Here is a 26,289-nt window from a genome sequence, read left to right as displayed (position 1 = left end):
CGTCGGTTGCGATTAATGGTTAAATTTCATCTTCGTAAATTGCGAATTCGTCTCGCTGTTCGATCTTCAATGCCCCGGCAGCCACTTCTTCAAGCGCTTTCCCTACAGATTTATGGGAAACATAGGAATCCAACTTCTCGTCGCCATGTTCGTGCAATTGGCGTGCGCGCTTGGAAGCGAGCGCCACCAACGAGTATTTCGAATCGATCTGGCTTTTCAATTTATCAACGGATGGGTATAACATCAGGCATTCTCCTTTAGCATATCAAGATATCGTTGCTCTACACGTTCACGCTTGCAATGTTCAGCGATGATGATCGCATTGATGCGGTCGCACGCTTTTTCAACTTCGTCGTTGACGACGACATAATCATATAAATTCATCATTTCCAATTCCTGCCGGGCTGCGGCAAGACGGGAAGCGATCACTTCATCCGACTCGGTGCCGCGGCCAACTAACCGGTCCTCAAGCTCTGTCAGGCTTGGAGGCGCCAGGAAGATGAACAGGCCGTCCGGCACTTTCGAACGCACCTGCGCTGCCCCCTGCACTTCGATTTCAAGGAAGACATCACGGCCGGCATCGCGCATCTTATTGACATATTCAAGCGGCGTGCCGTAATAATTCCCGACAAACTCGGCATACTCGAGCAATTGCCCCTGGTCGATCAATTCTTCGAATTCACTGCGTGTCTTGAAAAAATAATCGACTTCATCCACTTCCCCTTCGCGCGGAGCGCGGGTGGTCATTGAAATGGAGTATTCATAATTCGTATCCGGCTGCGAGAACAGCTCTTTTCTGACAGTGCCCTTGCCGACACCCGAAGGCCCTGATAATACAATCAGCAGTCCGCGTTGTTTTCTCATTTTATCCCTCATTCATTCCGTCGTCATTTTCTTCTGCCCGTGCAATGACTGTTTCAGCCGATAGCGCAGAAATCACCACATGGTCGCTGTCCATGACCAAAATGGACTTGGTTTTCTTTCCGCCTGTCGCATCCACAAGCAAGCCTTTGCTGCGGGCTTCTTGGACCAGCCGTTTGGAGGGCGCGGAATCTGGTGTCACAATCGAAACGATCCGATTCACCGATACGGCATTGCCACCGCCTAAAGAAACAAAATTCGCCGATTTTTTCACAGACATCACCGCCACCTAAAACTGATCGTTGATCTTCGTTTTCTATCTAACTGTCTTATTATATCATAATACACCGTGAAAATGATAAGATGGAACAAAACGATTTGAAAGAGGGATTTTTGATGGCATTTGATGGATTATTCACAAAAGCGATGACTACGGAGCTCCAAGGGCTTGTGTCAGGCAGGATTTCAAAAGTTCATCAGCCCAACCAGCTTGAACTATTATTGCAGATTCGCGCACAAGGAAAAAACCATAAATTATTGATTTCGATCCACCCTTCCTATTCCCGGATCCACTTGACGGGAATGGCGAACACCAATCCTTCGGAACCGCCGATGTTCTGCATGCTGCTGCGCAAACATATCGAAGGCGGCATCATTACTGGTGTCGAACAGCACGGCCTGGACCGGCTGATCATCCTGAAGATCAAAAGCAAGAACGAAATCGGTGACGATATCGAGCGGGAACTCCATGTCGAGATGATGGGCCGGCATTCGAACGTCATCCTGGTGGATGCGGAACGCATGATGATCTTGGACAGCCTCAAGCATCTGCCGCCGAGCGTCAACTCGTTCCGGACAGTGCTGCCTGGCCAGCCATATGTATTTCCCCCGTCCCAGGAAAAAGAAGATCCGTTTGCAGCACCTGAAAAACTGGCGGGCTTGGACGACAAGGAACTGCTCAGTACATATGCCGGATTCTCCCCGCTCCTTGCCAAAGAGCTCGCCCATCGAATGGCAGATTCGGAAAACCAGCAGGAAGCTGCCCGCAGCTTCCTGAACGAATTCCTGAACCCAGAGCCTGCCGGCTATTACGCCGAACTGGACGGCAAAAGCTATTTCTCGGCCGTACCGCTGACGCATCTCGGCGTCGAAGGGCTTTCCTTCCCGACGCTCGGCGAGCTTCTGGACCGCATGTATTATGCGAAAGCCGAGCGCGACCGGGTCAAGCAGCAAGCCGGCGATCTGGAGCGTTGGCTGCAGAATGAAATCGCCAAGCTGAAATCAAAACTGAAAAAGCTCCAAAAAGAGCAAGACCAGGCAGAGAAGCGCGACCAGCTCCAGCTGAACGGCGAACTGATCATGGCGAACCTCCACCGCATCACCAAAGGGATGAAGGAAATCAAAGCCGACAATTACTATAATGATGAAAAAGTGACGATTGCGCTCGATCCTCGGAAAACGCCAATCGAGAATTCGCAGAAGTACTACTCACGTTATCAAAAAGCGAAAACCGCATTGGTCAAGACGCAGGAACAGATCGAGAAGACAAATGAAGACATCGAATATTTCGAGACACTCATGCAGCAAGTCCAGCAAGCCGGCCTTGCTGACATCGAAGAAATCCGCGAAGAGCTGGCCGAGCAAGGATTCATGAAAGCCCAGAAATCGAAGAAAAAGAAAAAGCCGGTGAAACCAGCCGTAGAATCCTATGTTTCAAGTTCAGGCATCCCGATTTCAGTCGGCAAAAACAACAAGCAGAACGATTATGTGACTTTCAAAGTCGCTGCCAAATCCGATACATGGCTCCATACGAAAGATATTCCGGGCTCCCACGTCATCATCCATGCAGAGGAACCGGACGAAACCTCGATTTTGGAAGCTGCCACCATCGCCGCTTATTTCAGCAAAGCGCGCGAATCGAGCTCGGTGCCAGTCGACTATACGGAAGTCCGCCAAGTGAAAAAGCCCAACGGTGCAAAGCCGGGCTTTGTCATCTACTTCGAACAGAAAACCGTTTTTGTCACGCCGGACGAAGATCTGGTCATCAAATTGAAAAAATGAATTTTAAGGAGCTGTCCCCGAAAAGCCAGAAAAAGGCTTTCGGCGGCAGCCCTTTTCACTATTTATCCCCCTTCAAAAAGAATCATTTCTTATAATATAATAATGGTTTCCTTAAAGTTAACATAATAATAATATTGAAAAATCAGGAATGGGCGGCATTGCTTCCATGCGAACTAAATGCTATCTTTTTAAAGGACTTAACTTTTAGGAGGCTCTTACATCATGATCAATTTATCAAACAAGCCGAAATGGCTTATGGCCGCAGGTGCTGCATCTCTGGTTTTATTGGGCGGCTGCGGAAATTCAGGCAGTGGATCTGAGGACAACGCCGAAACCAAAACTGCCTGGGATGAAATCCAGGAACAGGGTTCGTTGACGGTCGCCACTTCGGGTACACTTCTGGCAACATCGTTCCGCGATCCCGACTCGGACGAACTGACGGGCTTTGAAGTCGAAGTCGTCCGTGAACTCGGCGAGCGGCTCGAATTGGACATCGAATTCAAAGAACTGGGCTTTGATGAAATGCTGACCAGCGTTAAAACCGGACAGATTGACATCGCAGCAAATGATATCGAAATTACAGAAGACCGCCTCGACAACTTCATCTTCTCAACACCGATTAAATATTCCTACGGGACAGCCGTTGTCCGCAAAGATGACCTTTCCGGCATCAAGACTTTGGAAGACATCAAAGGCAAAAAAGCAGCAGGGGCATCCACCTCGATTTATATGGAAATTGCTCGCGACTACGGCGCTGAAGAAGTGACGTATGACAACGCGACAAATGAAGTTTATTTGCGGGATGTATCTATCGGACGGACAGATGTCATCTTGAATGATTATTATTTGTCGACTTTTGGCGTCGCTGCTTTTCCTGATTTGAACATTACGATCCACCCGGATATCAAGTACAGCCCATCAGAAGTCGGCCTCGTGATGAACAAAGACAATACGGAACTTGCAGAAAACGTGAATGCTGCATTGGAGGAAATGCTCGAAGACGGCACCATTTCCGAGATTTCCGCCCAATTCTTTGCCGGAGCGGACGTTTCTGTGAAGCCGGATATTGAGTAAGCCATATTGGAGGTTTTATAATGCGTGACATAGAATGGGGGCTGCTTTTCGATCCGCAACTAGCCATCGATTCCCTTCCATACGTCCTTGGCGGCATCGGTTATACACTGCTTATTTCCGTTGCAAGCATGGTGTTCGGGCTGCTGATCGGTTTTTTCCTTTCTCTTGCCCGGACAGCACCCTACAAAGTTCTCGAATGGCCGGCACGCCTGTATATATCCTTTATGCGCGGCGTTCCCATCTTGGTCATTCTCTTCCTATTATACTTTGCCCTTCCAGTAATCGGTGTGGAATTCTCTGCCCTGCAGGCAGCATTGATCGGCTTCACCATCAACAGCGCCGCTTATATCGCTGAAGTGTTCCGTTCTTCGCTCGCTTCGGTCGATAAAGGACAATGGGAATCTTCGCGTGCGCTCGGCATGTCGTATTGGCAGACCATGCGCCGCATCATTCTGCCGCAGTCGGTCCGCATCGCCATCCCGCCGTTGTCGAACGTCTACCTGGACCTGATCAAGGCTTCTTCACTCGCCGCAATGATCACGGTGCCGGAAGTGTTTCAGAAAGCACGCATCGTCGGCGCCCGCGAGTATGACCTGCTGACGCTGCTGATCCTGGTCTCGCTTATTTATTGGGCAGTTTGTTCCTTGATGACCGTTCTCCAGAATTACCTGGAGAAGCGTTTCGAAGAATATTTATAAGAATCGACAAGCATCTTGCAAAAGATGCTTGTTTTTTTTGAAACCTCTCCGAAAGCGTTCCGTATAGAGGAGGAAGGATAGCAAAGTTCAGGCGCAGGCTGATCAAATGAAAACGGCGCAGGAAATCATTTTGTAGGAAAAAGCCGGTTAAGGAGGAATGAAAAATGCCGAAATACGTTTTGTTATGTGGAGGAATCGGCTTCATTTTCCTTTCGTTTTTCAGTTTGTACAGCGCTTTTGCACCTCGGACCGGTCCCATTGGCAACGGTCCGGACCTTGGCTGGATCTGGTTCAATTTTTCCGTTTTTTTCATTACTGGCTTGTCGTTCCTTGTTCAGGCGATGATCCTATTTTGGCAGCAAAAAAAGCAAGTGTAGGTGCTTCCGCACCGGTTTAAAAAAGAGCCCGAGTGAACTGCACCAAAAATGTTAGATAGACTCTAACAGTGGCGGTACAGTTCACAAAGGCTCTTTTTTTATTCTGCATTTCCTTCGTCCATATAAATCACTTCCCAAAGGTGCCCGTCCGGATCCTGGAAACTCCAGCCGTACATATACTCATTGTCCATCTTGTCGTTTGACGCCGAACCTCCGGCGTCGAGCGCTTTTTGGACCAGCTCGTCCACGCTTTCCCGGTTGTCAGCCGAAATCGCAATGATCACTTCGGTGCTGGCTGCTGGATCGGCCAATGGTTTTTTGGTGAAGGTTTCAAAAAATGGTTCAGTCAGCAGCATCACGTAAATATTTTCGCCAACGATCATGCATGTGGCTTTTTCATCTGTCATCTGAGCATCGAAACCGAACCCGAGATGCGTGAAAAAGTCGATGGAGCGCTGTAAGTCCTTGACCGCAACGTTGACGAAAATCATTTTTGCCTGCAAGGCCATCCTATCCCCTTCTTTCCCCGAGATTTATTGCGTTCTGTATTCGGTAAGGAGGGGACAATATCCTGCTGGAAAATTATTTATTCTGTTCTGAGCATTGCCAAAGCCTTGAAACGTCCAATCAACGCAGCATAGCCTTCCCTTGCCGGTAGAAGCGTTCACGGTCCGCCTGAGGGACGAGCGAGCCGCCCGTCGCCCAGGCCAGATGGACAACTTTTGACATGTCGAGGCCTTTCTTCTCCGGATAGCCGGATTTCAGAACGGCAGCGGGACCGGGAAAACCGGCTGTCGCTGACGGTTCGACAAACAGATCCTCGCTGTCCGCCAAGAGGGCCAGCCCTTTGAACAATTCATCGTCCTCCAATGTGTAGACGCCGCTGACCAGCCGCTCGCTGATCCCGGAAGCGAAGGAAGACGGCCGGCCGACTGCAAGGCCGTCAGCTTCTGTCCGGTTGTCGATGCCGAAGTCCTGCACGCTGACTTTTTCCTTTTCGCCGATCATCAAGCCGATCAGTACGGCAGGCGAATGGGTCGGTTCTGCAAAGAAGCAATGCACCGCATCTCCAAACATTTGCTTCAGGCCGAAGGCAATGCCCCCCGGGGCCCCACCGACGCCGCAAGGCAAATACACGAAGAGCGGATGGTCTGCATCCACCTGGATGCCTTCGCGCTCCAATTGCGCTTTCAGCCGGAAAGCTGCCACGCTGTACCCGAGGAATAAATGCTTGGACTTTTCATCGTCGACGAAATAGGCATTCGGATTTTGCCTTGTTTCCTCACGCCCCCGTGTGATCGCTTCCCCGAAGTCGCCTTGGCATTCCAAAACGTGTGCCCCATTGGCACGCAGAAGATCCTTTTTCCACTGCTTTGCGTCGGAAGACATATAGACGGTCGTCTGAAAGCCTAACACTGCACCGACGATGCCGATGCTCAGGCCCAAGTTCCCGGTTGAACCGACGGCCATGGAATAATTGCTGAAAAATTGCCGGAATGCATCGCTTGCAAACAATTCATAGTTGTCGCTTTTTCGGATCAGCCCTGCCGCCAGCGCCATCTCTTCAGCATGCTGAAGCACTTCATAAATGCCGCCGCGCGCTTTTACCGAACCCGCAATCGGCAGGTCGTTATCGCACTTCAGGAAAAGGCTGCCGGAGATCGGCAGGCCCATATTCTCTTCCAGAGCCGCCTGCATATGCGGAATCGGCTTGAGCGGCGATTCGATGATGCCTTCGGCTTCCGCCGTTTCCGGAAACGCCTTCGCGATGAACGGTGCAAACCGCTGCCATAACGCTTCCGCTTCTTCCATATCCGTTAAAGTAACAGGCAAATGCGGCAGATCCGCCATCCTTTGGAGCTTTGGGTTCTGCCAGAAAACCGGCTTTAACGATACAACATCCTGAAGCAACGGGTATTGCTTGATCCAATTCTCGATTTGCTGCTGGGTGAATGCCATGAAATCCTTCCTTTCCAATGACGCTTGCACTTTGACTCCATCATACACGATATCGATTATTTTTTGGCTGAAATGCTGAATATTTTAGCAGCGGCGAGAAACGCCAGACCGCAAGCTGCATAGACCCACCACTCAATCTGCATGACGGGGCCGAAATCCGGAATCAGCCAAGCAGAAGAGACAATGATCGCGAACGCTGCCGCTCCGATAATCCCTGCTTTCAGATAGCCCGCACGCAGCTTCTTTTGGGGCTGGAATAGCGTGGAGCGGATGATTTTGAACAAGAGGACGACCACGGCAAAACCGACCAGCACGACCGTCCCGAATGTTATCAAGAGCCCGCTGAGCGAGGCTGAGGTGTCCACCGGCGTGAACAAAGACAAAAGAAAGTCGATCACCCCGTAGGTTAACGAGAACCATCCCGCCAAGCCGAGCACTTGCGAAAAGACGAACGCCGCCACATTGCGCTTCTTTTCGCGCGGCAGATTCTCAAGCAGCTCATCCGCCCATTCCTGCGGACGATTTCCGAAAACTTCCGCTGCTGTCTTACCATGTTCCTGGGCCTCGAGCAGATGATCCAGCACATCCATCAGGACCTCTTCGCTCGCCTGTTCATCCACGCGGAGGTCGGTCCGCAAATACAGAAGAAAATCTTCGTACACCGCCAAGTTCTCCTCGTTCAAATCCTCGCGCTTCAAGTTGTTCTGTTCAATCAAATCGGTTGCCATTCTCATCCCTTCCACCCCTTTGCAATAATTCACTGACCGGCGCAGCAATCTGCTGCCATTCCTTCGCAATCCCTTCGAGCTCTTCTTTTCCTTCGGCTGTCAAAAAATAATATTTGCGGTTCGGCCCGGATGCCGACGGCTTAATTTCACTGCGGATAAAGCCATTTTTCTGCAGGCGCAGCAAGACCGGATAAATGGTGCCATCGCTGATATCCGGCAGCCCGATGTTCTGCAGCTTTTCGGAAAGCTCATAGCCATAAACAGGTTCTGCTTCAACAACTGCCATCACGCAAGCATCCAGAACCCCTTTCAACAATTGGCTTCTGCTCGCCATATCTTCACTCCTCTTCGGTACTCGGTAAAACAAGATAGCTTGTTAAAAAAATAACTATCTTGTGTTGCCAAGTAGTTAAGTAGATAGTATACCGCTTTGAAAAATAAGTCAATCCTTCTAGAGGAAATTTACAATTTTTTCATTTACTTTCCTTATCGGCTTCTATACTTTCCTTTCCCCCTCCTATACTTTCCTTCCCTTCTAAAATACAAAAAGCCGACCCGGAGGTCAGCTCTTCAACGTGCCCGCTTTCAGGCTGTCGTGCCAGTCAGCAAGCATCGGCAGATCCTCTTCCTGGATCGCTTTCATTTCCATCGCTTCTTCGACAAGCGCCGGGAAATCCGTCAAGGTGTGGAACGTGAATCCTGCACCCGTGATTGCGTCGATCGACTGTGGCAGGTCATAAGTGAAAATCGCGACGATGCCCAAGACGTCAAAGCCTGCCGCTTTCAAGCCCTCTGCCGCCTGCAGGACCGAGCCGCCTTTGGAGATCAAATCCTCCACGACCACCACTTTTTTGCCTGGCTCGACCTTGCCTTCGATCATATTGCCCTGGCCGTGCTCTTTTGGTTTTGAACGCACATAGACCATCGGCAGTTCCAGCCTGTCGCTGACCCACGCGGCATGAGGAATGCCCGCTGTCGCGGTACCGGCCACCACTTCACAATCCGGGTAGAACTCTGTGATCAATCCTGCCAATCCTTTAGCGATTTCTTTGCGCACCTCCGGATAGGACATGGTTAAGCGGTTGTCGCAGTAAATCGGCGACTTGATGCCCGATGCCCATGTGAAGGGTTCTTGCGGACGCAGCTCCACTGCGCCGATATTCAGTAATTGCCTTGCGATATGCTGTTTCATTTATTGGCCACTCCATTCGTTTGTAATTTGGCGGTAGCTTGCTGCCGGGTCGTCTGATGTGGTGATGGCGCGTCCGACCACGATATGCGTCGAGCCTTGTAGACGTGCTTTTGCCGGAGTGGCAATCCGTTTTTGGTCATCGGCATTGCCGTCCGCGAGCCGGATGCCGGGAGTGACTTTTAGAAAGTCCTTGCCGCAAGCCTGTTCGATTGCGCCAGCTTCCATGACCGAGCAGACGACGCCGTCGAGGCCGGCGCGCTTTGCCTGTTTGGCATAATGCAGGACTGATTCCTCGAGGCTTACATAAATGAGCTGGTCTTCGTGCATTCCGGCTTCATCGGTCGAAGTCAACTGAGTCACTGCAATCAATTGCGTGCCGCTCCCCTCAAGCCCCTTCTTCGCCGCTTTCATCATGTCCATGCCGCCTGCCGCATGGACATTGGTCATATCTACCCCAAGCTTCGCCAAGCCGCGCATGGCCGACTCCACGGTGTTCGGGATATCGTGCAGTTTCAGATCAAGGAAAATCTGGTGGCCCATCGCTTTGATGCTGCGCACAAGCTCCGGCCCTTCCTGATAGAAAAGCTCCATCCCCACTTTGACAAACAGGGATTCATCGAACTTCGAAAGAAATTCCTCCACTTGCGTACGCGTGGAAAAGTCTAAGGCAATAATGGGTTTATTCACAGGCGATGGCTCCTTCCGACCAGTTCTTCAACGGATTCAAATCCGAGGCTGTGCAGTTTTTCCGGCAATTGGCTGATGATTTCAGGGCACACGAACGGATTCACGAAGTTCGCTGTCCCGACGGCTACTGCGTTGGCGCCAACCGATAAAAAGTCGATGACATCATCGATATCCGCGACGCCGCCCATTCCGATAATCGGCAAGTCGGTATGTTTGCGCACTTCATAGACCATACGGAGTGCCACGGGCTTCACGGCAGGCCCGGACAAGCCTCCGGTGATATTGGCGATGACCGGCCGCCCGGTTTTGGTATCGAGGCGCATGCCGAGCAGCGTGTTGATCATCGTGATGCCGTCCGCTCCGCCTTCTTCCACCGCATTGGCAATCTTCACAATATCGGTGACATTCGGTGAAAGTTTTACGTATACCGGCACCGAGGAGACGTCTTTGACAGCGCGCGTCAATTCGCGTGCAACATCCGGATCGGTTCCGAACGTGATGCCGCCTTGCTTGACGTTCGGGCAGGAGATATTGATCTCAAGTGCGTGGACGTTCGGCGAATTCGAAATCTCTTTCGCCACTTCCACATAATCCTCGGTCGTTGTTCCGGCGACATTGGCAATGATCGGCACCTCAAATTGTTCGAGCCAAGGCAGCTCTCCGTCCATCACTTTTTGGAGGCCGGGATTCTGGAGGCCGATGGCGTTCAGCATCCCGGCAGCCGTTTCCGCGACGCGCGGCGTCGGATTGCCGAGGCGCGTTTCCACAGTCGTCGCTTTGATCATGATTGCGCCGAGCTGGGACAGGTCATACAATTGCGCGTATTCCTTGCCGAAACCGAAGCAGCCGGAAGCCGGCATGATCGGGTTTTTCAGATCGAGTCCTGGAAGTTTTACGTTCAAATTGGTCATGAAATCACTACCCCCGCTGGAAAGACTGGCCCGTCCGAACAGACCTTGATGTAATCCGTTTCGCTTCTGGTCGTCCGGCAGACACATGCGAAGCAAGCGCCGATGCCGCAGCCCATCCGCTGTTCGTAGGACAGGAATCCTCTTTTCTCCGGATACGCCCATTGGACCGCTTCGAGCATCGGCGTCGGGCCGCAGCTGTAATAGGTGTCAAAGTCTTTTGGCAATTCATTCAGAATATGCGTCACAAAGCCTTGCGTGCCGTGGGAGCCATCTACTGTTGCAATATGTGTTTCGCCCAGCGCACGGAATTTGTCTTCATAGAAGACGGCTGTTTTGCTCTCAAAACCAAGGATATGGACCGTTTGGATTCCTTTGGCATTCAATTCTTTTGCCAGTTCATAAAGCGGGGGCACACCGATCCCGCCGCCGATCAGATACGCTTTCCCTTCCGCTTCGTCTACTGGAAAACCGTTGCCGAGCGGGCCGAGGACGTCCACCGTGTCGCCTGCTTTTTTCTCGGCCAGCAACGAAGTTCCTCTGCCTTCCGCGCGGTAGATCATCGTGAATTGCGCTTTTTCGTAATCGATCGAAGCCACTGAAATCGGCCTGCGGAGCAGCGGTTCATAGCTGTCTGCGACCCGTACATGGACAAACTGCCCGGGAGCTTTCATTTCCCCGGCCAGTTCGCCTTGCACCGTCAATTCAAAAATATGGTGGGCGATCTCCTGTTGAGCTGCTACAAGCATCCGTTCCTGTTTGATCACACGCCAGCCCCCATTTCTTCTGCAGAAAATGTCATCGATTCAATTACGCGAAGCATCGCTTCTGCCGTATCCAGCGATGTCAGGCATGGGACGCCATTTTCTACTGACTCGCGGCGGATGCGGAATCCGTCGCGTTCAGGCTGCTTGCCTTTGGTCAAGGTGTTGATGACCAGCTGCGCACGGCCGTTCTGGATGGCATCGACCAAGGTCGCGCCTTGTTCGCCGATCTTGCCGATTTCTTTGACGCGGATGCCCGCTTCTTCCAATGCTTTCGCCGTTCCTTCGGTCGCCAAGATCTGGTAGCCGATTGCTGTGAAGCGTTTTGCCAGTCCCACCGCTTCTTCTTTGTCTTTATCCGAGACCGTCATCAGTACGGTGCCATGGTCTTTGATCTCCATGCCGGCTGCGACCAGGCCTTTGAACAAGGCTTTTTCAAGCGTTGCGTCCTTGCCCATCACTTCGCCTGTCGATTTCATTTCCGGCCCGAGCGTAATGTCGACGCGGCGCAGCTTCGCGAATGAAAACACCGGCACTTTCACATAGACACCTTTGGCAAGCGGCGCAAGGCCTGGCGTATAGCCTTGCTCGACGATCGTCTGCCCGAGAATGGCTTTCATCGCGATGTTCGCCATCGGGATGGCGGTGATCTTGCTCATGAACGGCACCGTGCGGCTTGAGCGCGGGTTGACTTCGATCACAAACACTTCACCTTTTGAGATGACGTACTGGATATTCAAGAGGCCGACAATGTTCAAGCCTTTTGCCAGGCGGGTCGTATAATCAACGAGCGTATCGAGAAGCTCCTGTGAAATGTTCTGCGTCGGATAAACTGCAATCGAGTCGCCTGAATGGACCCCGGCGCGTTCGATATGTTCCATGATTCCCGGAATCAGGACGTTTTCACCGTCTGAAATGGCGTCCACTTCGATTTCAATCCCTGTCAAATAGCGGTCGACCAAGACCGGATGCTCCGGGCTTGCTTCCACTGCATGCTCCATGTAATGGCGCAGGTCCTCTTCGTTGTAGACGATTTCCATGGCGCGGCCGCCAAGGACGTATGAAGGGCGGACCAGGACCGGATAGCCGATGTCGCCAGCAATGACCACGGCTTCCTGAGCCGATACAGCAGTTTTGCCAAGCGGCTGCGGGATGCCGATTTCATGCAGCGCCGCTTCGAATTTATTGCGGTTCTCCGCACGGTCCAGATCCTCGAGAGATGTGCCAAGGATCTGCACGCCCTGCTGCTCCAATTTTTCCGCGAGGTTGATCGCTGTCTGGCCGCCGAACTGGACCACGACGCCTTTTGGCTGTTCGATTTCCACAATGTGCATGACATCTTCGACTGTCAGCGGTTCGAAATACAGTTTATCGGAAATGGAGAAATCCGTCGAAACTGTTTCCGGGTTGTTGTTGATGATGATCGCTTCGTAGCCTGCTTCTTTGATCGCCCAGACCGAATGGACGGTTGCGTAATCGAATTCAACGCCCTGGCCGATGCGGATCGGGCCGGAACCCAGCACGATGATGCTTTCTTTTTCGGTGCGGACCGACTCGTTTTCGTCTTCATAAGTCCCGTAGAAATACGGCGTTTCCGATTCGAATTCCGCAGCACATGTATCGACCATCTTGTAGACCGGCATCAATTTCTGTTCCTTGCGCCAGCGGTAGACCACTTCGGGAGTGGACTCCCACAGCATGGCGATGGTCTTATCTGCAAAGCCCATCCGCTTCGCTCCTTTCGCTGTATCGTAATCGAAAGGATGATCCTTCAACACTTCCTCGTAGCGGACAATGTTCTGGAATTTCATCAGGAAGAAGAGATCGATCTGGCTCCAGTCATGGATCGTCTCGATGCTCACACCGCGTCTCAAGGCTTCGCCGATAAAGAATAGGCGCTCGTCGCCTGCACGGCGGATGCGTTTTTCGATCCACTCGTCGCTCATCGTGTCTCCGTTTTTCAGCGCCAGATGGAACTGGCCGGTTTCAAGGGAACGCACCGCCTTCATGATCGCTTCTTCGAAATTGCGGCCCATGGCCATCACTTCGCCGGTCGCTTTCATCTGGGTGCCCAGGTTGCGTTTTGCCGATTCGAATTTATCGAACGGCCAGCGCGGAATCTTCGCGACCACATAGTCGAGCGCAGGTTCGAACGCCGCATAAGTCCGGCCGGTGACCGGATTCATCATTTCATCAAGCGTCAAGCCGACGGCAATCTTGGCTGCCAGCTTCGCGATCGGGTAGCCGGTCGCTTTCGAAGCGAGTGCAGAAGAGCGGCTGACCCGCGGATTCACTTCGATGATGTAGTAATTGAAGCTGTCCGGATCGAGCGCCAGCTGCACGTTGCAGCCGCCTTCGATTTTCAATGCACGGATGATCTTCAGTGAAACGTTTCGGAGCATCTGGTATTCGCGGTCGGAAAGTGTCTGGCTCGGCGCTACGACGATCGAGTCGCCGGTATGGATGCCCACCGGATCGATGTTTTCCATATTGCAGACAACGATGGCCGTGTCATTGGCATCGCGCATCACTTCATATTCGACTTCCTTGAAGCCGGCAATCGATTTTTCAAGCAGGCATTGCGTCACCGGGCTGTATTTCAAGCCGCTTGTAACGATTTCCTGCAATTCTTCGGGGTTGTGGCAGATCCCGCCGCCAGTGCCGCCAAGCGTAAACGCCGGGCGCACGATGACCGGGTAGCCGACGCGTTCTACAAACGTCTTGGCTTCCGCAAGGTTGTGGATGATGTCGGAATCCGGCACCGGTTCGCCGAGTTCGTTCATCAATGTCCGGAACAGGTCGCGGTCTTCCGCTTTATGGATGGCTTCAAGCTTCGTCCCAAGAATTTCAATCCCCAGTTCATCAAGAATGCCAGATTCGTCAAGCTCAATCGCCATGTTCAATCCCGTCTGTCCACCGAGCGTCGGAAGCAGGGCGTCCGGTCGCTCTTTACGCAAGATGCGGCTGACAAACTCGAGCGTGATCGGCTCGATATAGACTTTATCTGCGATTTCCGTGTCGGTCATGATGGTCGCCGGGTTGGAGTTGATCAGGATGACCCGGTACCCTTCTTCTTTGAGCGCCAGGCAGGCTTGTGTTCCGGCATAGTCAAATTCCGCCGCTTGTCCGATGACGATCGGACCTGATCCGATTACGAGAATACTTTGAATGTCTTGTCTTTTAGGCATATTGCTGCTCCTTTCGGTTTGCGCTCATCATTTCGATAAAACGGTCAAACAGGTAATTCGAGTCTTCCGGGCCTGGTGAGGATTCCGGATGGTATTGAACGGTGAAGGCCGGGAAGTCCAGATGGGCCAGCCCTTCATTCGTGCCGTCGTTCAACGCGCGGTGCGTCACTTTCAGGCGCGTGCCCTGAAGGGTCTCTTCGTCCACTGCATAACCGTGGTTCTGGGAAGTGATCTCCACTTTGCCGGTGGTCAAATCCATCACGGGGTGGTTGCCGCCGCGGTGGCCAAATTTCAATTTGAACGTATCTGCACCGCAAGCCCGTGCAAACAATTGATGGCCAAGGCAGATTCCGAAGACCGGCACCTGTCCGAGCAGTTCGCCGACGACCGCTACACATTCCTCGACGTCTTTCGGGTCTCCCGGTCCGTTCGACAGCATGACGCCGTCCGGCCCCCATGCCATGATCTCTTTTGAAGTCGTATTATAAGGGACAACGATCACATCGCAATCCCGGTTGTTCAATTCGCGCAGGATGCCGTGCTTCATCCCGTAGTCGATCAGCACGACCCGCTTGCCGCGTCCCGGGCTCGGGTAAGGGCGGGCCGTCGAGACTTGCGCCACTTGGTCCCGCGGCAGCACCGTCTCCTTCAATTTCCCGGTTACTTCATCCACATCCACGTCTTCGCCCGCCGCCGTCAAAACGCCTTTGATCGATCCTTTCGAACGGATCAGGCGCGTCAGTTTGCGTGTGTCGATGCCTTCGATCCCCGGAATTCCCTTGATGCGGAACAAGTCATCGAGCGTCGAGTTGCTGCGGAAATTCGATGGGAAGTTTGCCGCTTCGCGAACGACCATGCCTTTGACAGCCGGTTCGATCGATTCGAAATCATCGCTGTTGATGCCGTAGTTGCCGATCAAAGGATACGTCATGGTGACAATCTGCCCGCAATAGGAAGGGTCCGAAAGGATTTCCTGATAGCCTGTCATACTGGTATTGAATACCACTTCCCCAACCGACGCTGCCTCGCTGCCGAACGCCGTTCCTTCGAATACCGTACCGTCTTCTAAAATCAAATACCGTTTCATCCTTGCATCTCCTCCTGCCAAGCGATTTGTCCTTCGAATATTGTCATAACCGGCCAGCCTTTGCACTGCCAGCCGCCGAATGGCGTGTTCTTTCCTTTTGATAGGAATGCGTCTGTGTCGATCGGCTGCTCTTTCTCCAGATCCAGCAGCACCAAGTCGGCACTTTGTCCGGCTTCAATTTTCCCATACGGCAAGCCGAATGTTTCACATGGCTTTTTCGTCATCCAGTCAATCAGCTGCTGGAGTGTCCATTTGCCCGTTTCCACATAATGTGTGTAGAGCAGCGGGAATGCCGTCTCCAGGCCGACGATGCCAAACGGCGCTTTTTCCATGCCGTTCAACTTTTCCTCCAATGTATGCGGCGCATGGTCCGTGACGATAAAGTCGATCGTGCCGTCGAGCAGCCCTTCGTGCAATGCCTCTACATCTTCCTTGGCGCGCAGCGGCGGGTTCATCTTCCAGTTGGCGTCGTCTCCCGGAATGTCGTCTTCGCTGAGCAGCAAATGGTGCGGGCAGACTTCAGTCGTCACATGCACGCCTGCACGCTTCGCATCGCGGATGATGCGGACCGATTCCTTCGTCGATACGTGGCAGACGTGGTAATGGGCGCCTGCTGCTTCGGCCAACAGGATGTCGCGTGCGATATGGACCGATTCCGCAACCGATGGGATGCCCTTCAGCCCCAATTCCTTGCTGCGTTTGCCGTCGTGCATGACGCCGTCATAAATCAGGCTGTTGTCTTCACAATGTGCAACGACCGTCATGCCGATTTTTGCTGCTTCCTGCATCGTCTCAAACATCATGCCCGCTTGCTGGATGCCAACGCCGTCATCAGTGAAAGCGAACGCTCCGTTCTCCTTTAATTCTTCAAGATTCGTACGTTCCTTTCCGGCTTCCCGGATCGTGATGGACGCATACGGCAAAACTCGGATAAGCGCATTTTTTTCGATCAAAGCGTTGACATGCTGCAGATTCTCTTTCGTGTCCGGAACCGGCCGCGTATTAGGCATCGCGCAAATTGTCGTGTAGCCGCCTTTCGCTGCTGATTTCGTGCCGCTTTCAATCGTTTCTTTTTGCTCGCCGCCCGGCTCACGCAAATGCACGTGAACGTCTACAAACCCCGGTGCGATCATCCGGCCCTTGCCGTCAATTTCCATTTCTCCCTGCACAGCCAATCCGCTTCCGATTTCAGCGATTTTGCCGTCTTTTACACGGATATCCGTCGGAACCATTTCGCCCTCTTTTAGCATGTGTACGTTTTTGATGAATAAATCCATTCTCAATCTCTCCCTTTCATTGCATACTCGAGTACTGCCATCCGGACGAACACACCGTTCGCCATCTGCTTGAAGATCCGTGAACGCTTGCACTCCACCAGCTCATCCGCTATTTCCACTCCCCGGTTGATCGGGGCAGGGTGCATGATGATTGCCGAGCGTTTCATTTTCCGTTCACGCTCCACTGTCAGCCCGTAGGTTTCATGGTAATTCTCCTTGGAGAACAATGCTGCCACCGCATGGCGCTCGTGCTGCACCCGCAGCATCATGACGACATCCGTTTTTTCGATAAATTTATCGAGCTGTTCCGATGTTTCATATTCCCCGCTCCACTCCTTCGGACAGACGAACGATACTTCTGCGCCCATCTTCTCGAGCGCAGCCGCATTCGACTTGGCCACCCGGCTATGGGCGATGTCGCCGACTATCGTGACATGGATCCCGTCGAACCGGCCGAACTCCTGGTGGATCGTGTAGAGGTCGAGAAGCGATTGGGTCGGATGCTGCCCTGAGCCATCGCCGCCGTTGATGATGGCTGCTTTGCACCCTTCGAGCTCTTTGTAATATTCCTCTTCTTCGTGGCGGATGATGACGCCATCCACGCCGATCGCCTCCAAGGTGCGCACGGTGTCATACAGCGTTTCCCCTTTCAACGTGCTGGAGAAGGCCGTTTCAAAAGGAAGGACCGTCAAGCCCATCTTATGCTCCGCCATTTCAAAGCTCATTTTCGTCCGGGTGCTCGGTTCGAAGAACAAGTTGACGAACACGCCGCTCAGCCGCTGTTTCGCGCCCCGTTCAAACTCCCCTGCCCGCTGCAATAACTCCATGATGGTTCCATTGTCCAACCCTTTGATGCTCAATACATCCGGCAAAGCTGCCACATCCTTTCGATTTTCATAAAAAAACACCTTCCCGGAAGCAGGAAGGTGTGAGGAAATAAGGGCAGTCTCCGCCCTCGATCCAAATCCCTTTCCATGCCTCTCTGGACATTCATTAAAAGGTGACGATTCAATTGTCTCCAAAATCAACTTCTTGTTTGATGCGTCCCGGCAGCACCAGGTTCAGCAATACGCCGATGATGGCGGCAAGCGCCATGCCTTCGATCGAGAACGACTCGCTGAATTCAATTTTCGCTCCGCCGATCCCAATGACCAGGATGACGGATGAGATGACCAGGTTGCGCTTGTCGCCGAAATCGACGTGGTTGTCGACCAGCATGCGCAAGCCGGAAGATGCGATGATGCCGAACAGCAGGATGGAAATGCCGCCGAGCACCGCTGTCGGGATCGTTTCGATGACCGCCATCAGCTTCCCGAAGAACGAGAACGCGATGGCAAAGACCGCAGCGCCGATGATGACGTAGATGCTATAGACCCGTGTGATGGCAAGGACGCCGATATTTTCTCCGTACGTTGTCTTCGGCGGTCCGCCGACAAGCGAGGAAATCAGGGTTCCAAGGCCGTCTCCAAGAATCGAACGGTTAAGGCCCGGGTCCTTTATGTAGTTGCGGTTGACGATTTTCCCCAGCACCAGCTGATGCCCGATATGTTCTGAAATGGTGACGATGGCGATCGGGACCATGATGAACAGCAATGTCGGCGTGACCGTGAAGCTGTAATCGACGCCCGGAATCAGGAAGTCCGGCACCTGGAACCAAGTTGCTTGCTGGACCGGCGCAAAATCGATGATGCCGATTGCCGCTGAGTAGATGTAGCCGGCCACAATGCCGATCAAAATCGGCATGAGGCTGATGATGTTCTTAAAGTAAATATTGCAGACGATCGCTGTCACGAGCGTTACAAGCGCCGCTGAGAAATGCAGCAGGCTGTATTGGCTGACCCCGTCGACAGTCGTGTTCATGGCCATGCCCACCGCTGTGCCCGAGAGCGCCAGGCCGATGACGATGATGACCGGGCCAACCACGATCGGCGGCAGCAGCTCCATGAGCCACCGGTAGCCGGTCTTCCAGATGATCAGCGCCACAATGGCGTAGACCAGGGACACGAACATCGCTCCGATCATCGCTGAGCCGATGCCGCCTGTTTCTGTCGCAATTGTGATCGGCACGATAAAGGCGAACGAGGAGCCGAGGTAAGCCGGCACTTTGAATTGGGTGATCAGGATGAAGATGATGGTCGCGATGCCGCTCGTCAAAAGCGCGATTGCCGGGCTCAGGCCGACCAGTTTCGGAACCAGGATCGTTGCGCCGAACATGGCGAACATGTGCTGCAGGCTCAATGAAATCCATTGGGCCGTTTTCGGTTTGTCTTGTACATCCAATATTGCTTCACTCACGTTATTTTCTCCCCAATCCTATTCGTGTATGGCTACGCGGTCGCTGCCGTCGCTTTCCTGCATTTCGACGACAATACGCTCATTGCTTGATGTCGGGATGTTCTTGCCGACGAAATCCGCCCGGATCGGCAGTTCCCGGTGGCCCCGGTCGATCAGCACTGCCAATTGGATCCCTGCAGGCCGGCCAAGATCCATTACGGCGTCCATCGCCGCCCGCACCGTGCGCCCGGTGTAGAGCACATCGTCCACGAGCACCACTTTCTTGTTGGAGATGTTGTGTGAAATATCCACTTGCTGCACGAGCGGCTCCTGGTTCTTGTTCTTGACGCTGAGGTCATCCCGGTACAGTGTAATGTCCAGTTCACCGGTCATGATCGGCTTTCCTTCGATTTGTTCAATTCGTTCCGCCAGACGCTTCGCGATGAATGCGCCGCGCGTCTTGATGCCGACCAGTACGCAGTCGTCGATGCCTTTATTGCGCTCGATGATTTCATGTGCGATGCGGGTGATGGCCCGGGCAATCGCTTTTTCATCCAAAATATCCGCTTTTTCTACCATGGTTCCACTCCTTTTTCCAAATAAAAAAACCTTTTGCCGGAGGGCAAGAGGTTATATGCGCAGAAAAAATGGGCACGGAAGACAGACCCTTCCGGCTTTAGCGTAAATACCTTCTCAGCCTCTCTGGACTGTTATTAAAGGTGTTGCTTATTCGATTGATTTGTTTCAAGTATAGAGAGGAATTTCCGCTTTGTCAATCCTTGTCGCGGAGAGATTCCAGAAGCTCTGAAAATTCCGCAGGCGGTTCAGCCGAAAATTCCATGTATTCCCCTGTTTTCGGATGGTTGAATCCGATCACTTCCGCATGCAGCGCCTGGCCGCCGATGTCCATCGTCTTTTTCGGTCCGTACTTCGGATCGCCGACAAGCGGATAGCCGATGTACTTCATATGGACGCGGATCTGGTGGGTCCGGCCGGTCTCTAAGCGGCATTCAACCAATGTGAAATTGCCGAAGCGCTCAAGAACCCGGAAATGGGTGACCGCATTCTTGCCTTTATCAATGACAGCCATCTTCTGGCGGTCTTTTGCGTCGCGTGCGATTGGGGCATCGATCGTCCCTTTGTCATGCGGAATATGGCCATGGACAAGCGCCACATATTTGCGCGTGACGGATTTTTTCACAAGCTGATCGACAAGCGAATGATGGGAAGCGTCATTTTTGGCAACCATCAATAGCCCGGAAGTGTCTTTATCGATCCGGTGCACGATTCCCGGGCGCACCACTCCGTTGATCCCAGACAAGTCTTTTACATGGTACATCAGCCCGTTGACGAGCGTGCCTCTCGAATGGCCGGGCGCCGGGTGGACAACCATGCCTCTCGGCTTGTTGACGACCAGGACATCGGCGTCTTCATAGACGATTTCAAGGTTCAGGTCTTCCGGAACCACGTCAAGCTCTTCCAGTACCGGCGGTGTGACGATGATGATATCTTCAAGCCGAACTTTGTAATTCGGTTTGACCGTTTCGCCGTTCACTTTTACAGCGCCGTCCTTCACCCAGTTCGCAATCTGCGAACGCGACCAGTCTTCATCAATTGACGAGACCGCCTTATCGACTCGGACGCCCGCCATTTCTTCAGTTATTTGTATTGTCAAATCTTCAATTTCCATTAAGACACCTTTTTCTTTTGTTGTTTTTCGTCATAAAAGACGAATATGATCATGATTACTACGCCGATCGTCAAAGCCGCATCCGCTACATTGAAAATCGGAAAATCGTAATTGATGACCGGAATGAGAACATCCACAAAATCGACAACTTCGCCCCGCAGCATACGGTCGATAAAATTCCCTACAGCTCCTCCAAGAAGGACCATCAAGCCCAATTGCAGCAGCGGCTGCCCTTTGGCGTGTTTGTGGAAATAATACAGGATGGCGATGATGACTCCGACTGTGATGATGCCGAACAGCCACATCTGGCCTTCGAGCATTCCCCATGCCGCGCCGCGGTTCCGGTGCGAAAGCCATCCTAAGTAAGGTTCAAGAACCGGGATGCGCTCCCCGAGTTCCATATTTTTTATAACGAGCCATTTGGTCCATTGATCCAAAATGATGATCAAGGCCGCGATTCCATAATAAATAAACATGTGTTTCCCCCGTCAATTCAGCAGTCATTCTATTTTACCACAAACCGGTTTAAATGAATATGCGCCCTTCCCGACACAAGGGCTGGCAATTCTCCCGCACCCCCTTCACCTGCAATAAAAAACCAGGAATACCGGCACTCCGGTATTCCTGGACAATCATCATTATGCAAACTGTTTTTCGACGACGCTTGCGCAGCGCGGGCACAGGGCCGGGTGCGAATCGTTCTGGCCGATCTCCTGGGAGATGGTCCAGCAGCGCTCGCATTTTTCGCCTTGCGCTTTTTCTACAACCACTGCAGCATCGAACGTTTTCAATGCATGTTCCGGTGCTCCTTCAAGCGGACCGCCGAATTCATATTGAGAAACGATGAACAATTGGGCCACATTGTCATCGATGGAAGACAACAGGCTGTTCAATTCTTCATTGCCATATAGGGTCACTTTCGCTTCAAGAGACTTTCCGATCGTCTTCGCTGCACGCGCTTCTTCAAGCGCTTTTAGCACATCGTCGCGGACATCCATAAAGCGGGTCCATTTCGCTTCCAGGTCGGCAAATGCCGGATGGGTTGCCGCTTCCGGGAAATCGGTCAACTGGACGCTTTCTTCCGTGACGAAGTCCAGGTAGCCCCACATCTCATCGGCCGTGTGCGGAATGATCGGCGCCGACAGCTTCAGGATCGCCATTAACGAATCGAACATAACGGTCTGCATCGCACGGCGGTGCGGATGGTCAGCCGCTTCGATATAAACGACATCTTTCGCTACATCCAGATAGAACGAGCTCAAATCATTTGCGCAATAGCCGTTCAATGCATGGTAGATGGACGAGAATTCATACGTTTCATAGCCTTTGCGCACTGCATCGATCATTTTCTGCAGTTTCATGGCCATGTACTGGTCCATCTCGCGCATGTCTTCAAATGCGACGCGGTGTTCTTTTTCATTGAAATCAGCCAAGTTTCCGTGAAGGAATTTCAGCGTATTCCGGATTTTACGGTAGACTTCCGACACTTGCTTGAAGTTGTCGTCGGAAACACGCACATCTGCCGTATAATCGACAGAAGCCACCCACAGGCGCAGGATATCAGCGCCCATCTGGTTCATCACTTTTGCCGGAACAATGACATTGCCGAGCGATTTGCTCATTTTGCGGCCGTTGCCGTCGAGTGTGAAGCCGTGGCTCAGGATGCCTTTATAAGGCGCGATGCCGTTGATCGCAACACTTGTCGTCAACGATGAGTTGAACCAGCCGCGGTACTGGTCAGAGCCTTCCAGGTACAAATCTGCCGGATAGCGAAGATCTTCGCGTTCCACCAATACCCCTTGGTGGGATGAGCCGGAGTCGAACCAGACGTCCATGATGTCCGTCTCTTTTGTGAAGATGCCGTTCGGGCTGCTCGGGTGCGTAAAGCCTGGCGGCAGCAATTCATTGACTGACCGCTCGAACCAGACGTTCGATCCGTGTTCGCGGAACAGTTCAGAGATATGCGAAATCGTTTCTTCCGTGATGACCGGATCGCCATTTTCTGCGTAGAATACCGGAATCGGTACACCCCATACCCGCTGGCGGGAAATGTTCCAGTCGCCGCGGTCGCGCAGCATGTTGAAGAGGCGCGTTTCGCCCCAAGCCGGCGTGAAGCTGGTTTCGTTGATCGCTTTCAGGATCTGGTCGCGGAACGCATCGATCGATACGAACCATTGCGCCGTCGCACGGTAGATGACCGGCTTTTTCGTGCGCCAGTCATGCGGATACGAATGCGTGATGAACGCCAGATGTTCAAGCGCACCAGCTTTATCCAGCGCTTCCGTGATCGATTTGTTCGCTTTGTCGTAGAATTCGCCTTCGAATCCAGGCGCTTCCGCCGTCATGACGCCGCGCTCATCGACCGGGCAAAGGACATCGAGGCCGTATTTTTTGCCAACCAGGAAGTCATCTTCCCCGTGGCCGGGCGCTGTATGGACACAGCCTGTCCCTGAATCCGTCGTCACGTGCTCGCCGAGCATGACGAGTGAAGTTCGGTCATAAAGCGGATGCTGCGTCAGGATATGCTCAAGCGCCGCACCTTTCATTTCGCGGACCACTTCATAATCTGTCCATTCCAGTTCCTTCGCCACTTCTTCCAGAAGCGCGCGTGCGATGACGAACAAAGAACCGTTGGCAGCCACTTCCACGTAATCCAGATCCGCATGGACCGTGATTCCCAAGTTGGCTGGAATCGTCCATGGCGTAGTTGTCCAGATGACCAGTTTCGTGCCTTCAGCCAAAACGCCTTTGCCGTCAACAACCGGGAAGGAAACATAGATGGACGGCGATTTCTTGTCGTGGTACTCGATCTCCGCTTCCGCGAGCGATGATTCGCTTGACGGGGACCAGTAGACCGGCTTCAAGCCTTTGTAGATATAGCCTTTATTGGCCATTTTGCCGAACACTTCGATTTGGCGCGCTTCATAAGCCGGCTTCAGCGTGACGTACGGATTTTCCCAGTCGCCGCGGACGCCGATGCGCTTGAATTGCGAGCGCTGGTTGTCGATCTGTTCATACGCATATTCCTCGCAGAGTTTGCGGAATTCGGCAAGCGTCAATTCTTTGCGGTTGACGCCTTTGTTCGTAAGTGCCTGTTCGATCGGCAAGCCGTGCGTGTCCCAGCCTGGAACATACGGCGCGTGGAAGCCCATCATCGAACGTGAACGGACGATCATGTCCTTCAATACTTTGTTGAGGGCGTGGCCCATATGGAGATCGCCGTTTGCGTAAGGCGGCCCGTCATGGAGAATGAAGAACGGCCGGCCGTTTGTGCGGTCCTGCACTTTTTTGTAGATGTCCATTTCATCCCATTTTTTCTGCATTTCCGGTTCGCGGTTCGGCAGGTTTCCCCGCATCGGGAAATCGGTTTTCGGCATCAATAACGTGTCTTTGTATTCCATTGAAATTCCTCCTAAAAGCATAATAAAAAGCCTCCCATCCCTGGAAAGGGACGAGAAGCTCTCGCGGTACCACCCTTGTTGCAGCGTTTAGCTGCCACTCGAAAGCCGTAACGTGGCAGGACGGAACCGGCTAGCAACTGTTCACCGGTTCTGCTCGGGAGTGATCTTCCCCACATCATTCTCATCAGGCTCCCACTGCCCCTGATTCGCTGGTTCGAATTGATATGGCTACTGTCTCCGTCAACGCGTTTGTTAACTATGGAAGAGCGCCAAAGCGCTTCCTTTTTTGTTCGTTATCTGGTAATTATAAAAGTTGTAAAGGAAAGCGTCAAGTTCAGTAGACTTCTCTTTTCTCTTCCAGCTTCTCCAGGTTCGTCGTGTCGATATCGTACTCCATCAGTGTTTCCCAGTCATCCGTATCAATCAGGTCGAGCTGTGCTTCAACCAGCATTCTGAAACGGTTGCGGAATACTTTGGACTGCTTCTTCAGCTCTTCGATCTCCATGGCGATGCGGCGGGCTTTTGTCAACGATTCGTTGACGATCCGGTCGGCGTTCTTCTCCGCCTCGCGGACAATCAGCTTCGCTTCTTTCTGGGAATTGCGGCGGACTTCTTCCGCAGCTTCCTGCGCAACGACAATTGACTTCTGGAGTGTCGCTTCGATTGTTGTGAAATGGCCGACGCGTTCATCTGTCGATTTCAAGCGGTCTTCCAATTCCTTTTTCTCACGCAGCAGCACTTCATAGTCTTTGATAATCTGATCCAAAAACTCGTTTACTTCGTCTTCCTGGTATCCGCGGAAGCCGCGGCTGAATTCTTTGTTATGTATATCCAACGGGGATAATGGCATTCGGTGCACCTCTCCTTAATAAAAACTTCATTTCTCTCCATTATACAGGTCATAGCAGCAAATATCAGTATTAATTTGCAATTTTAAAGAGGGGCGTCATTTGGCATTTTCAAGACGCCCGATCTGCAAGCGGATTTTGTCCTTTTTGGTCCGGCCTTCGATCATGCCGATCTTGATCCGCCCATATCCCCGTGAAGAGAGGATATCGGATTCGTTCAATTCAAAAGAAGGCTGCTCCTGGACGGTCCAATTGACTTTCACCTTGCCGCCGTTGATGAGGGCTGAAGCTTTTTGGCGGGAAATATTGTAGACCGATGAGATGACCGTATCAAGCCGGAGCGAACTGACGGTATGGCTTTCGTCGGTCCATTCCTCCGATGTCCCGATAAGATCCTCGGGATCCGTGACTTCTTCAAGATGGACCTTCACTTTCGCAGCCGTCGTGAAGTTGGCCTGCAAATAGCTTTTCACTTCATCCGCCACAGCAATCTGGATGCGCTGGCCTTCTATGCGGATATCCCCGTACTTGCTGCGGTCCAATCCGATGGACATCATGGACCCTAAGATATCCGGATGCTTCAAGGTGACGAATTTCACCGGATAACTCAATTCGAAAACAGTGATGCCGAAATCTTCTGGCTGCAGTTCATAATAATCCGGATACAAGAGCATCCGCTTGCGTTCAGCGTCATCGAACAAGCCGGACTCCGCCATTTTCACATCCCCGGCACCTACCACCGATTGGACGATGAACCGCTGGCGCGGGTCGAGAAAATCCGTCAATTTCGGCGTATACCGGTCCTCGACATCGATCAGCCAACCGGACACCTGTTCAATAAACCCTTGTTCCTCTTTGCGGAAATGCTGGAATAATGCTTCCATGGCAAATGCCCCTTTCGATGGAATCCATGCGTTTCAAGAAAAAAACCTCACAAGGCGTGAGGTATTTTAATAGAAATAATTGAAGAGAACGATGATCCCGTTGCTCGCCAGGTTCAAAGCGAAAATCGCAACAATTGGCGAAAAATCGATCATGCCAAGCGGCGGAATGATGCGTCTGAAAATATCCAGGTACGGGTCAGTGACTTTGGCAAGCATCTGGCCGATGCGCGATTCCCTCGCATTCGGCAGCCAGCTCATCAAAATACTGGCAATCAGCAGATACGAGTATATCTGGATAGCGTTCAATACTAAGCTTAATATAGCAACCATT

Annotated in this window: 27 protein-coding genes and 1 other annotated feature; of the genes, 4 read left to right on the top strand and 23 right to left on the bottom strand. The window is 52.4% G+C overall.

Annotation, left to right across the window (positions count from 1 at the left end; genetic code table 11):
* Positions 1–19: 19 nt before the first annotated feature.
* The 3 genes from rpoZ to ACFSDB_RS05740 are packed head-to-tail and all read right to left on the bottom strand — an operon-like array spanning position 20 to position 1,141.
* A complete protein-coding gene (rpoZ, locus tag ACFSDB_RS05750; protein ID WP_204892540.1) occupies positions 20–244 on the bottom strand; it encodes a DNA-directed RNA polymerase subunit omega in 225 nt (74 codons plus the stop codon).
* Positions 244–864 (bottom strand): guanylate kinase, encoded by a 621-nt coding sequence (gene gmk / locus ACFSDB_RS05745; protein WP_204892541.1) that lies wholly within the window; start codon positions 862–864, stop codon positions 244–246. Before gmk ends, rpoZ begins: the two co-directional genes overlap by 1 nt.
* Before the next feature lies 1 nt (position 865).
* Entirely contained in the window at positions 866–1,141 is a 276-nt protein-coding gene (locus tag ACFSDB_RS05740) for a DUF370 domain-containing protein (protein WP_204892542.1), read from the bottom strand.
* Between the two features lie 116 nt (positions 1,142–1,257).
* Here ACFSDB_RS05740 and ACFSDB_RS05735 point away from each other — a divergent pair, with 116 nt between their 5' ends.
* The 4 genes from ACFSDB_RS05735 (at position 1,258) to ACFSDB_RS05720 (ending at position 5,071) form a co-directional block, all read left to right on the top strand.
* On the top strand, positions 1,258–2,922 hold the full coding sequence (locus ACFSDB_RS05735) for an Rqc2 family fibronectin-binding protein (RefSeq protein ID WP_204892543.1): 1,665 nt from the start codon (positions 1,258–1,260) through the stop codon (positions 2,920–2,922).
* Between the two features lie 222 nt (positions 2,923–3,144).
* Positions 3,145–3,996: a transporter substrate-binding domain-containing protein gene (locus ACFSDB_RS05730; protein WP_204892544.1), complete on the top strand. Its 852-nt coding sequence runs from the start codon at positions 3,145–3,147 to the stop codon at positions 3,994–3,996.
* Positions 3,997–4,016: 20 nt separating this feature from the next.
* On the top strand, positions 4,017–4,694 hold the full coding sequence (locus ACFSDB_RS05725) for an amino acid ABC transporter permease (RefSeq protein ID WP_204892545.1): 678 nt from the start codon (positions 4,017–4,019) through the stop codon (positions 4,692–4,694).
* Positions 4,695–4,858: 164 nt separating this feature from the next.
* Positions 4,859–5,071, top strand: coding sequence for a hypothetical protein (locus ACFSDB_RS05720; RefSeq protein ID WP_204892546.1), 213 nt, complete (start codon positions 4,859–4,861; stop codon positions 5,069–5,071).
* Positions 5,072–5,169: 98 nt separating this feature from the next.
* On the opposite strand, the gene ACFSDB_RS05715 is transcribed toward ACFSDB_RS05720, so the two are convergent.
* The 20 genes from ACFSDB_RS05715 to ACFSDB_RS05620 all read right to left on the bottom strand — a co-directional run bounded on the left by ACFSDB_RS05715 (position 5,170) and on the right by ACFSDB_RS05620 (position 26,288).
* Positions 5,170–5,580: a VOC family protein gene (locus tag ACFSDB_RS05715; RefSeq protein WP_204892547.1), complete on the bottom strand. Its 411-nt coding sequence runs from the start codon at positions 5,578–5,580 to the stop codon at positions 5,170–5,172.
* Between the two features lie 118 nt (positions 5,581–5,698).
* The gene (locus tag ACFSDB_RS05710) at positions 5,699–7,030 is read right to left on the bottom strand and encodes a D-serine ammonia-lyase (RefSeq protein WP_204892548.1); all 1,332 of its coding nucleotides are present in this window, start codon (positions 7,028–7,030) and stop codon (positions 5,699–5,701) included.
* Between the two features lie 56 nt (positions 7,031–7,086).
* Positions 7,087–7,764, bottom strand: a complete 678-nt coding sequence (locus ACFSDB_RS05705) for a DUF1129 family protein (protein ID WP_204892549.1) — start codon at positions 7,762–7,764, stop codon at positions 7,087–7,089.
* Positions 7,739–8,092, bottom strand: a complete 354-nt coding sequence (locus ACFSDB_RS05700; RefSeq protein WP_204892550.1) for a PadR family transcriptional regulator — start codon at positions 8,090–8,092, stop codon at positions 7,739–7,741. Before ACFSDB_RS05700 ends, ACFSDB_RS05705 begins: the two co-directional genes overlap by 26 nt.
* A 228-nt stretch (positions 8,093–8,320) precedes the next feature.
* Positions 8,321–8,950 carry an orotate phosphoribosyltransferase gene (gene pyrE / locus ACFSDB_RS05695; RefSeq protein ID WP_204892551.1) on the bottom strand — a complete coding sequence of 210 codons (630 nt, stop codon included), beginning with the start codon at positions 8,948–8,950 and terminating at the stop codon, positions 8,321–8,323.
* Positions 8,951–9,637, bottom strand: coding sequence for an orotidine-5'-phosphate decarboxylase (gene pyrF, locus ACFSDB_RS05690; protein WP_204892552.1), 687 nt, complete (start codon positions 9,635–9,637; stop codon positions 8,951–8,953).
* Positions 9,634–10,548, bottom strand: coding sequence for a dihydroorotate dehydrogenase (locus ACFSDB_RS05685; protein ID WP_204892553.1), 915 nt, complete (start codon positions 10,546–10,548; stop codon positions 9,634–9,636). The genes pyrF and ACFSDB_RS05685 overlap by 4 nt, the downstream gene beginning before the upstream one ends.
* Positions 10,545–11,312 (bottom strand): dihydroorotate dehydrogenase electron transfer subunit, encoded by a 768-nt coding sequence (locus ACFSDB_RS05680; protein ID WP_204892554.1) that lies wholly within the window; start codon positions 11,310–11,312, stop codon positions 10,545–10,547. The genes ACFSDB_RS05685 and ACFSDB_RS05680 overlap by 4 nt, the downstream gene beginning before the upstream one ends.
* On the bottom strand, positions 11,309–14,497 hold the full coding sequence (gene carB, locus ACFSDB_RS05675; RefSeq protein WP_204892555.1) for a carbamoyl-phosphate synthase large subunit: 3,189 nt from the start codon (positions 14,495–14,497) through the stop codon (positions 11,309–11,311). The genes ACFSDB_RS05680 and carB overlap by 4 nt, the downstream gene beginning before the upstream one ends.
* On the bottom strand, positions 14,490–15,584 hold the full coding sequence (locus ACFSDB_RS05670) for a carbamoyl phosphate synthase small subunit (RefSeq protein ID WP_204892556.1): 1,095 nt from the start codon (positions 15,582–15,584) through the stop codon (positions 14,490–14,492). The genes carB and ACFSDB_RS05670 overlap by 8 nt, the downstream gene beginning before the upstream one ends.
* Positions 15,581–16,861, bottom strand: coding sequence for a dihydroorotase (locus ACFSDB_RS05665; protein ID WP_204892557.1), 1,281 nt, complete (start codon positions 16,859–16,861; stop codon positions 15,581–15,583). Before ACFSDB_RS05665 ends, ACFSDB_RS05670 begins: the two co-directional genes overlap by 4 nt.
* Positions 16,862–16,863: 2 nt before the next feature.
* Positions 16,864–17,733 carry an aspartate carbamoyltransferase catalytic subunit gene (locus tag ACFSDB_RS05660; RefSeq protein ID WP_204892558.1) on the bottom strand — a complete coding sequence of 290 codons (870 nt, stop codon included), beginning with the start codon at positions 17,731–17,733 and terminating at the stop codon, positions 16,864–16,866.
* Between the two features lie 136 nt (positions 17,734–17,869).
* The gene (locus tag ACFSDB_RS05655; protein WP_204892559.1) at positions 17,870–19,156 is read right to left on the bottom strand and encodes a solute carrier family 23 protein; all 1,287 of its coding nucleotides are present in this window, start codon (positions 19,154–19,156) and stop codon (positions 17,870–17,872) included.
* An 18-nt stretch (positions 19,157–19,174) separates the two neighbouring features.
* Positions 19,175–19,714 carry a bifunctional pyr operon transcriptional regulator/uracil phosphoribosyltransferase PyrR gene (gene pyrR, locus ACFSDB_RS05650; protein WP_204892560.1) on the bottom strand — a complete coding sequence of 180 codons (540 nt, stop codon included), beginning with the start codon at positions 19,712–19,714 and terminating at the stop codon, positions 19,175–19,177.
* 193 nt (positions 19,715–19,907) lie between these two features.
* Complete coding sequence (locus tag ACFSDB_RS05645; RefSeq protein WP_204892701.1) at positions 19,908–20,819, bottom strand: RluA family pseudouridine synthase; 912 nt, start codon at positions 20,817–20,819, stop codon at positions 19,908–19,910.
* A 5-nt stretch (positions 20,820–20,824) separates the two neighbouring features.
* On the bottom strand, positions 20,825–21,301 hold the full coding sequence (gene lspA / locus ACFSDB_RS05640) for a signal peptidase II (protein WP_204892561.1): 477 nt from the start codon (positions 21,299–21,301) through the stop codon (positions 20,825–20,827).
* Between the two features lie 162 nt (positions 21,302–21,463).
* On the bottom strand, positions 21,464–24,226 hold the full coding sequence (gene ileS, locus ACFSDB_RS05635) for an isoleucine--tRNA ligase (RefSeq protein WP_204892562.1): 2,763 nt from the start codon (positions 24,224–24,226) through the stop codon (positions 21,464–21,466).
* A 43-nt stretch (positions 24,227–24,269) separates the two neighbouring features.
* Positions 24,270–24,479, bottom strand: a binding site (T-box leader).
* Positions 24,480–24,560: 81 nt separating this feature from the next.
* The gene (locus ACFSDB_RS05630) at positions 24,561–25,076 is read right to left on the bottom strand and encodes a DivIVA domain-containing protein (RefSeq protein WP_204892563.1); all 516 of its coding nucleotides are present in this window, start codon (positions 25,074–25,076) and stop codon (positions 24,561–24,563) included.
* 96 nt (positions 25,077–25,172) lie between these two features.
* Positions 25,173–25,958, bottom strand: coding sequence for a YlmH family RNA-binding protein (locus ACFSDB_RS05625; RefSeq protein WP_204892564.1), 786 nt, complete (start codon positions 25,956–25,958; stop codon positions 25,173–25,175).
* Positions 25,959–26,024: 66 nt separating this feature from the next.
* Complete coding sequence (locus tag ACFSDB_RS05620; protein ID WP_204892565.1) at positions 26,025–26,288, bottom strand: YggT family protein; 264 nt, start codon at positions 26,286–26,288, stop codon at positions 26,025–26,027.
* Between the last annotated feature and the right edge of the window lies 1 nt (position 26,289).

The sequence above is a fragment of the Planococcus chinensis genome, assembly GCF_042681545.1.
GTDB classification, from domain to species: Bacteria; Bacillota; Bacilli; order Bacillales_A; family Planococcaceae; genus Planococcus; species Planococcus chinensis.
Note: the sequence above shows the minus strand (reverse complement) of the source record. Positions and strands in the feature narration are given on the sequence as shown.

Excerpts from the sequence above, each read along its gene's own strand:
- ACFSDB_RS05715 (WP_204892547.1), bottom strand. The coding sequence starts at position 5,580 with ATGGCCTTGCAGGCAAAAATGATTTTCGTCAACGTTGCGGTCAAGGAC.
- ACFSDB_RS05725 (WP_204892545.1), top strand. The coding sequence starts at position 4,017 with ATGCGTGACATAGAATGGGGGCTGCTTTTCGATCCGCAACTAGCCATC.
- ACFSDB_RS05740 (WP_204892542.1), bottom strand. The coding sequence starts at position 1,141 with ATGTCTGTGAAAAAATCGGCGAATTTTGTTTCTTTAGGCGGTGGCAAT.
- ACFSDB_RS05730 (WP_204892544.1), top strand. The coding sequence starts at position 3,145 with ATGATCAATTTATCAAACAAGCCGAAATGGCTTATGGCCGCAGGTGCT.
- ACFSDB_RS05685 (WP_204892553.1), bottom strand. The coding sequence starts at position 10,548 with ATGACCAATTTGAACGTAAAACTTCCAGGACTCGATCTGAAAAACCCG.
- ACFSDB_RS05720 (WP_204892546.1), top strand. The coding sequence starts at position 4,859 with ATGCCGAAATACGTTTTGTTATGTGGAGGAATCGGCTTCATTTTCCTT.
- gmk (WP_204892541.1), bottom strand. The coding sequence starts at position 864 with ATGAGAAAACAACGCGGACTGCTGATTGTATTATCAGGGCCTTCGGGT.
- ACFSDB_RS05665 (WP_204892557.1), bottom strand. The coding sequence starts at position 16,861 with ATGGATTTATTCATCAAAAACGTACACATGCTAAAAGAGGGCGAAATG.
- ileS (WP_204892562.1), bottom strand. The coding sequence starts at position 24,226 with ATGGAATACAAAGACACGTTATTGATGCCGAAAACCGATTTCCCGATG.
- ACFSDB_RS05670 (WP_204892556.1), bottom strand. The coding sequence starts at position 15,584 with ATGAAACGGTATTTGATTTTAGAAGACGGTACGGTATTCGAAGGAACG.
- rpoZ (WP_204892540.1), bottom strand. The coding sequence starts at position 244 with ATGTTATACCCATCCGTTGATAAATTGAAAAGCCAGATCGATTCGAAA.
- pyrE (WP_204892551.1), bottom strand. The coding sequence starts at position 8,950 with ATGAAACAGCATATCGCAAGGCAATTACTGAATATCGGCGCAGTGGAG.
- ACFSDB_RS05620 (WP_204892565.1), bottom strand. The coding sequence starts at position 26,288 with ATGGTTGCTATATTAAGCTTAGTATTGAACGCTATCCAGATATACTCG.
- ACFSDB_RS05625 (WP_204892564.1), bottom strand. The coding sequence starts at position 25,958 with ATGGAAGCATTATTCCAGCATTTCCGCAAAGAGGAACAAGGGTTTATT.
- ACFSDB_RS05710 (WP_204892548.1), bottom strand. The coding sequence starts at position 7,030 with ATGGCATTCACCCAGCAGCAAATCGAGAATTGGATCAAGCAATACCCG.
- ACFSDB_RS05630 (WP_204892563.1), bottom strand. The coding sequence starts at position 25,076 with ATGCCATTATCCCCGTTGGATATACATAACAAAGAATTCAGCCGCGGC.
- lspA (WP_204892561.1), bottom strand. The coding sequence starts at position 21,301 with ATGTTTATTTATTATGGAATCGCGGCCTTGATCATCATTTTGGATCAA.
- pyrR (WP_204892560.1), bottom strand. The coding sequence starts at position 19,714 with ATGGTAGAAAAAGCGGATATTTTGGATGAAAAAGCGATTGCCCGGGCC.
- ACFSDB_RS05700 (WP_204892550.1), bottom strand. The coding sequence starts at position 8,092 with ATGGCGAGCAGAAGCCAATTGTTGAAAGGGGTTCTGGATGCTTGCGTG.
- carB (WP_204892555.1), bottom strand. The coding sequence starts at position 14,497 with ATGCCTAAAAGACAAGACATTCAAAGTATTCTCGTAATCGGATCAGGT.
- ACFSDB_RS05735 (WP_204892543.1), top strand. The coding sequence starts at position 1,258 with ATGGCATTTGATGGATTATTCACAAAAGCGATGACTACGGAGCTCCAA.
- ACFSDB_RS05705 (WP_204892549.1), bottom strand. The coding sequence starts at position 7,764 with ATGAGAATGGCAACCGATTTGATTGAACAGAACAACTTGAAGCGCGAG.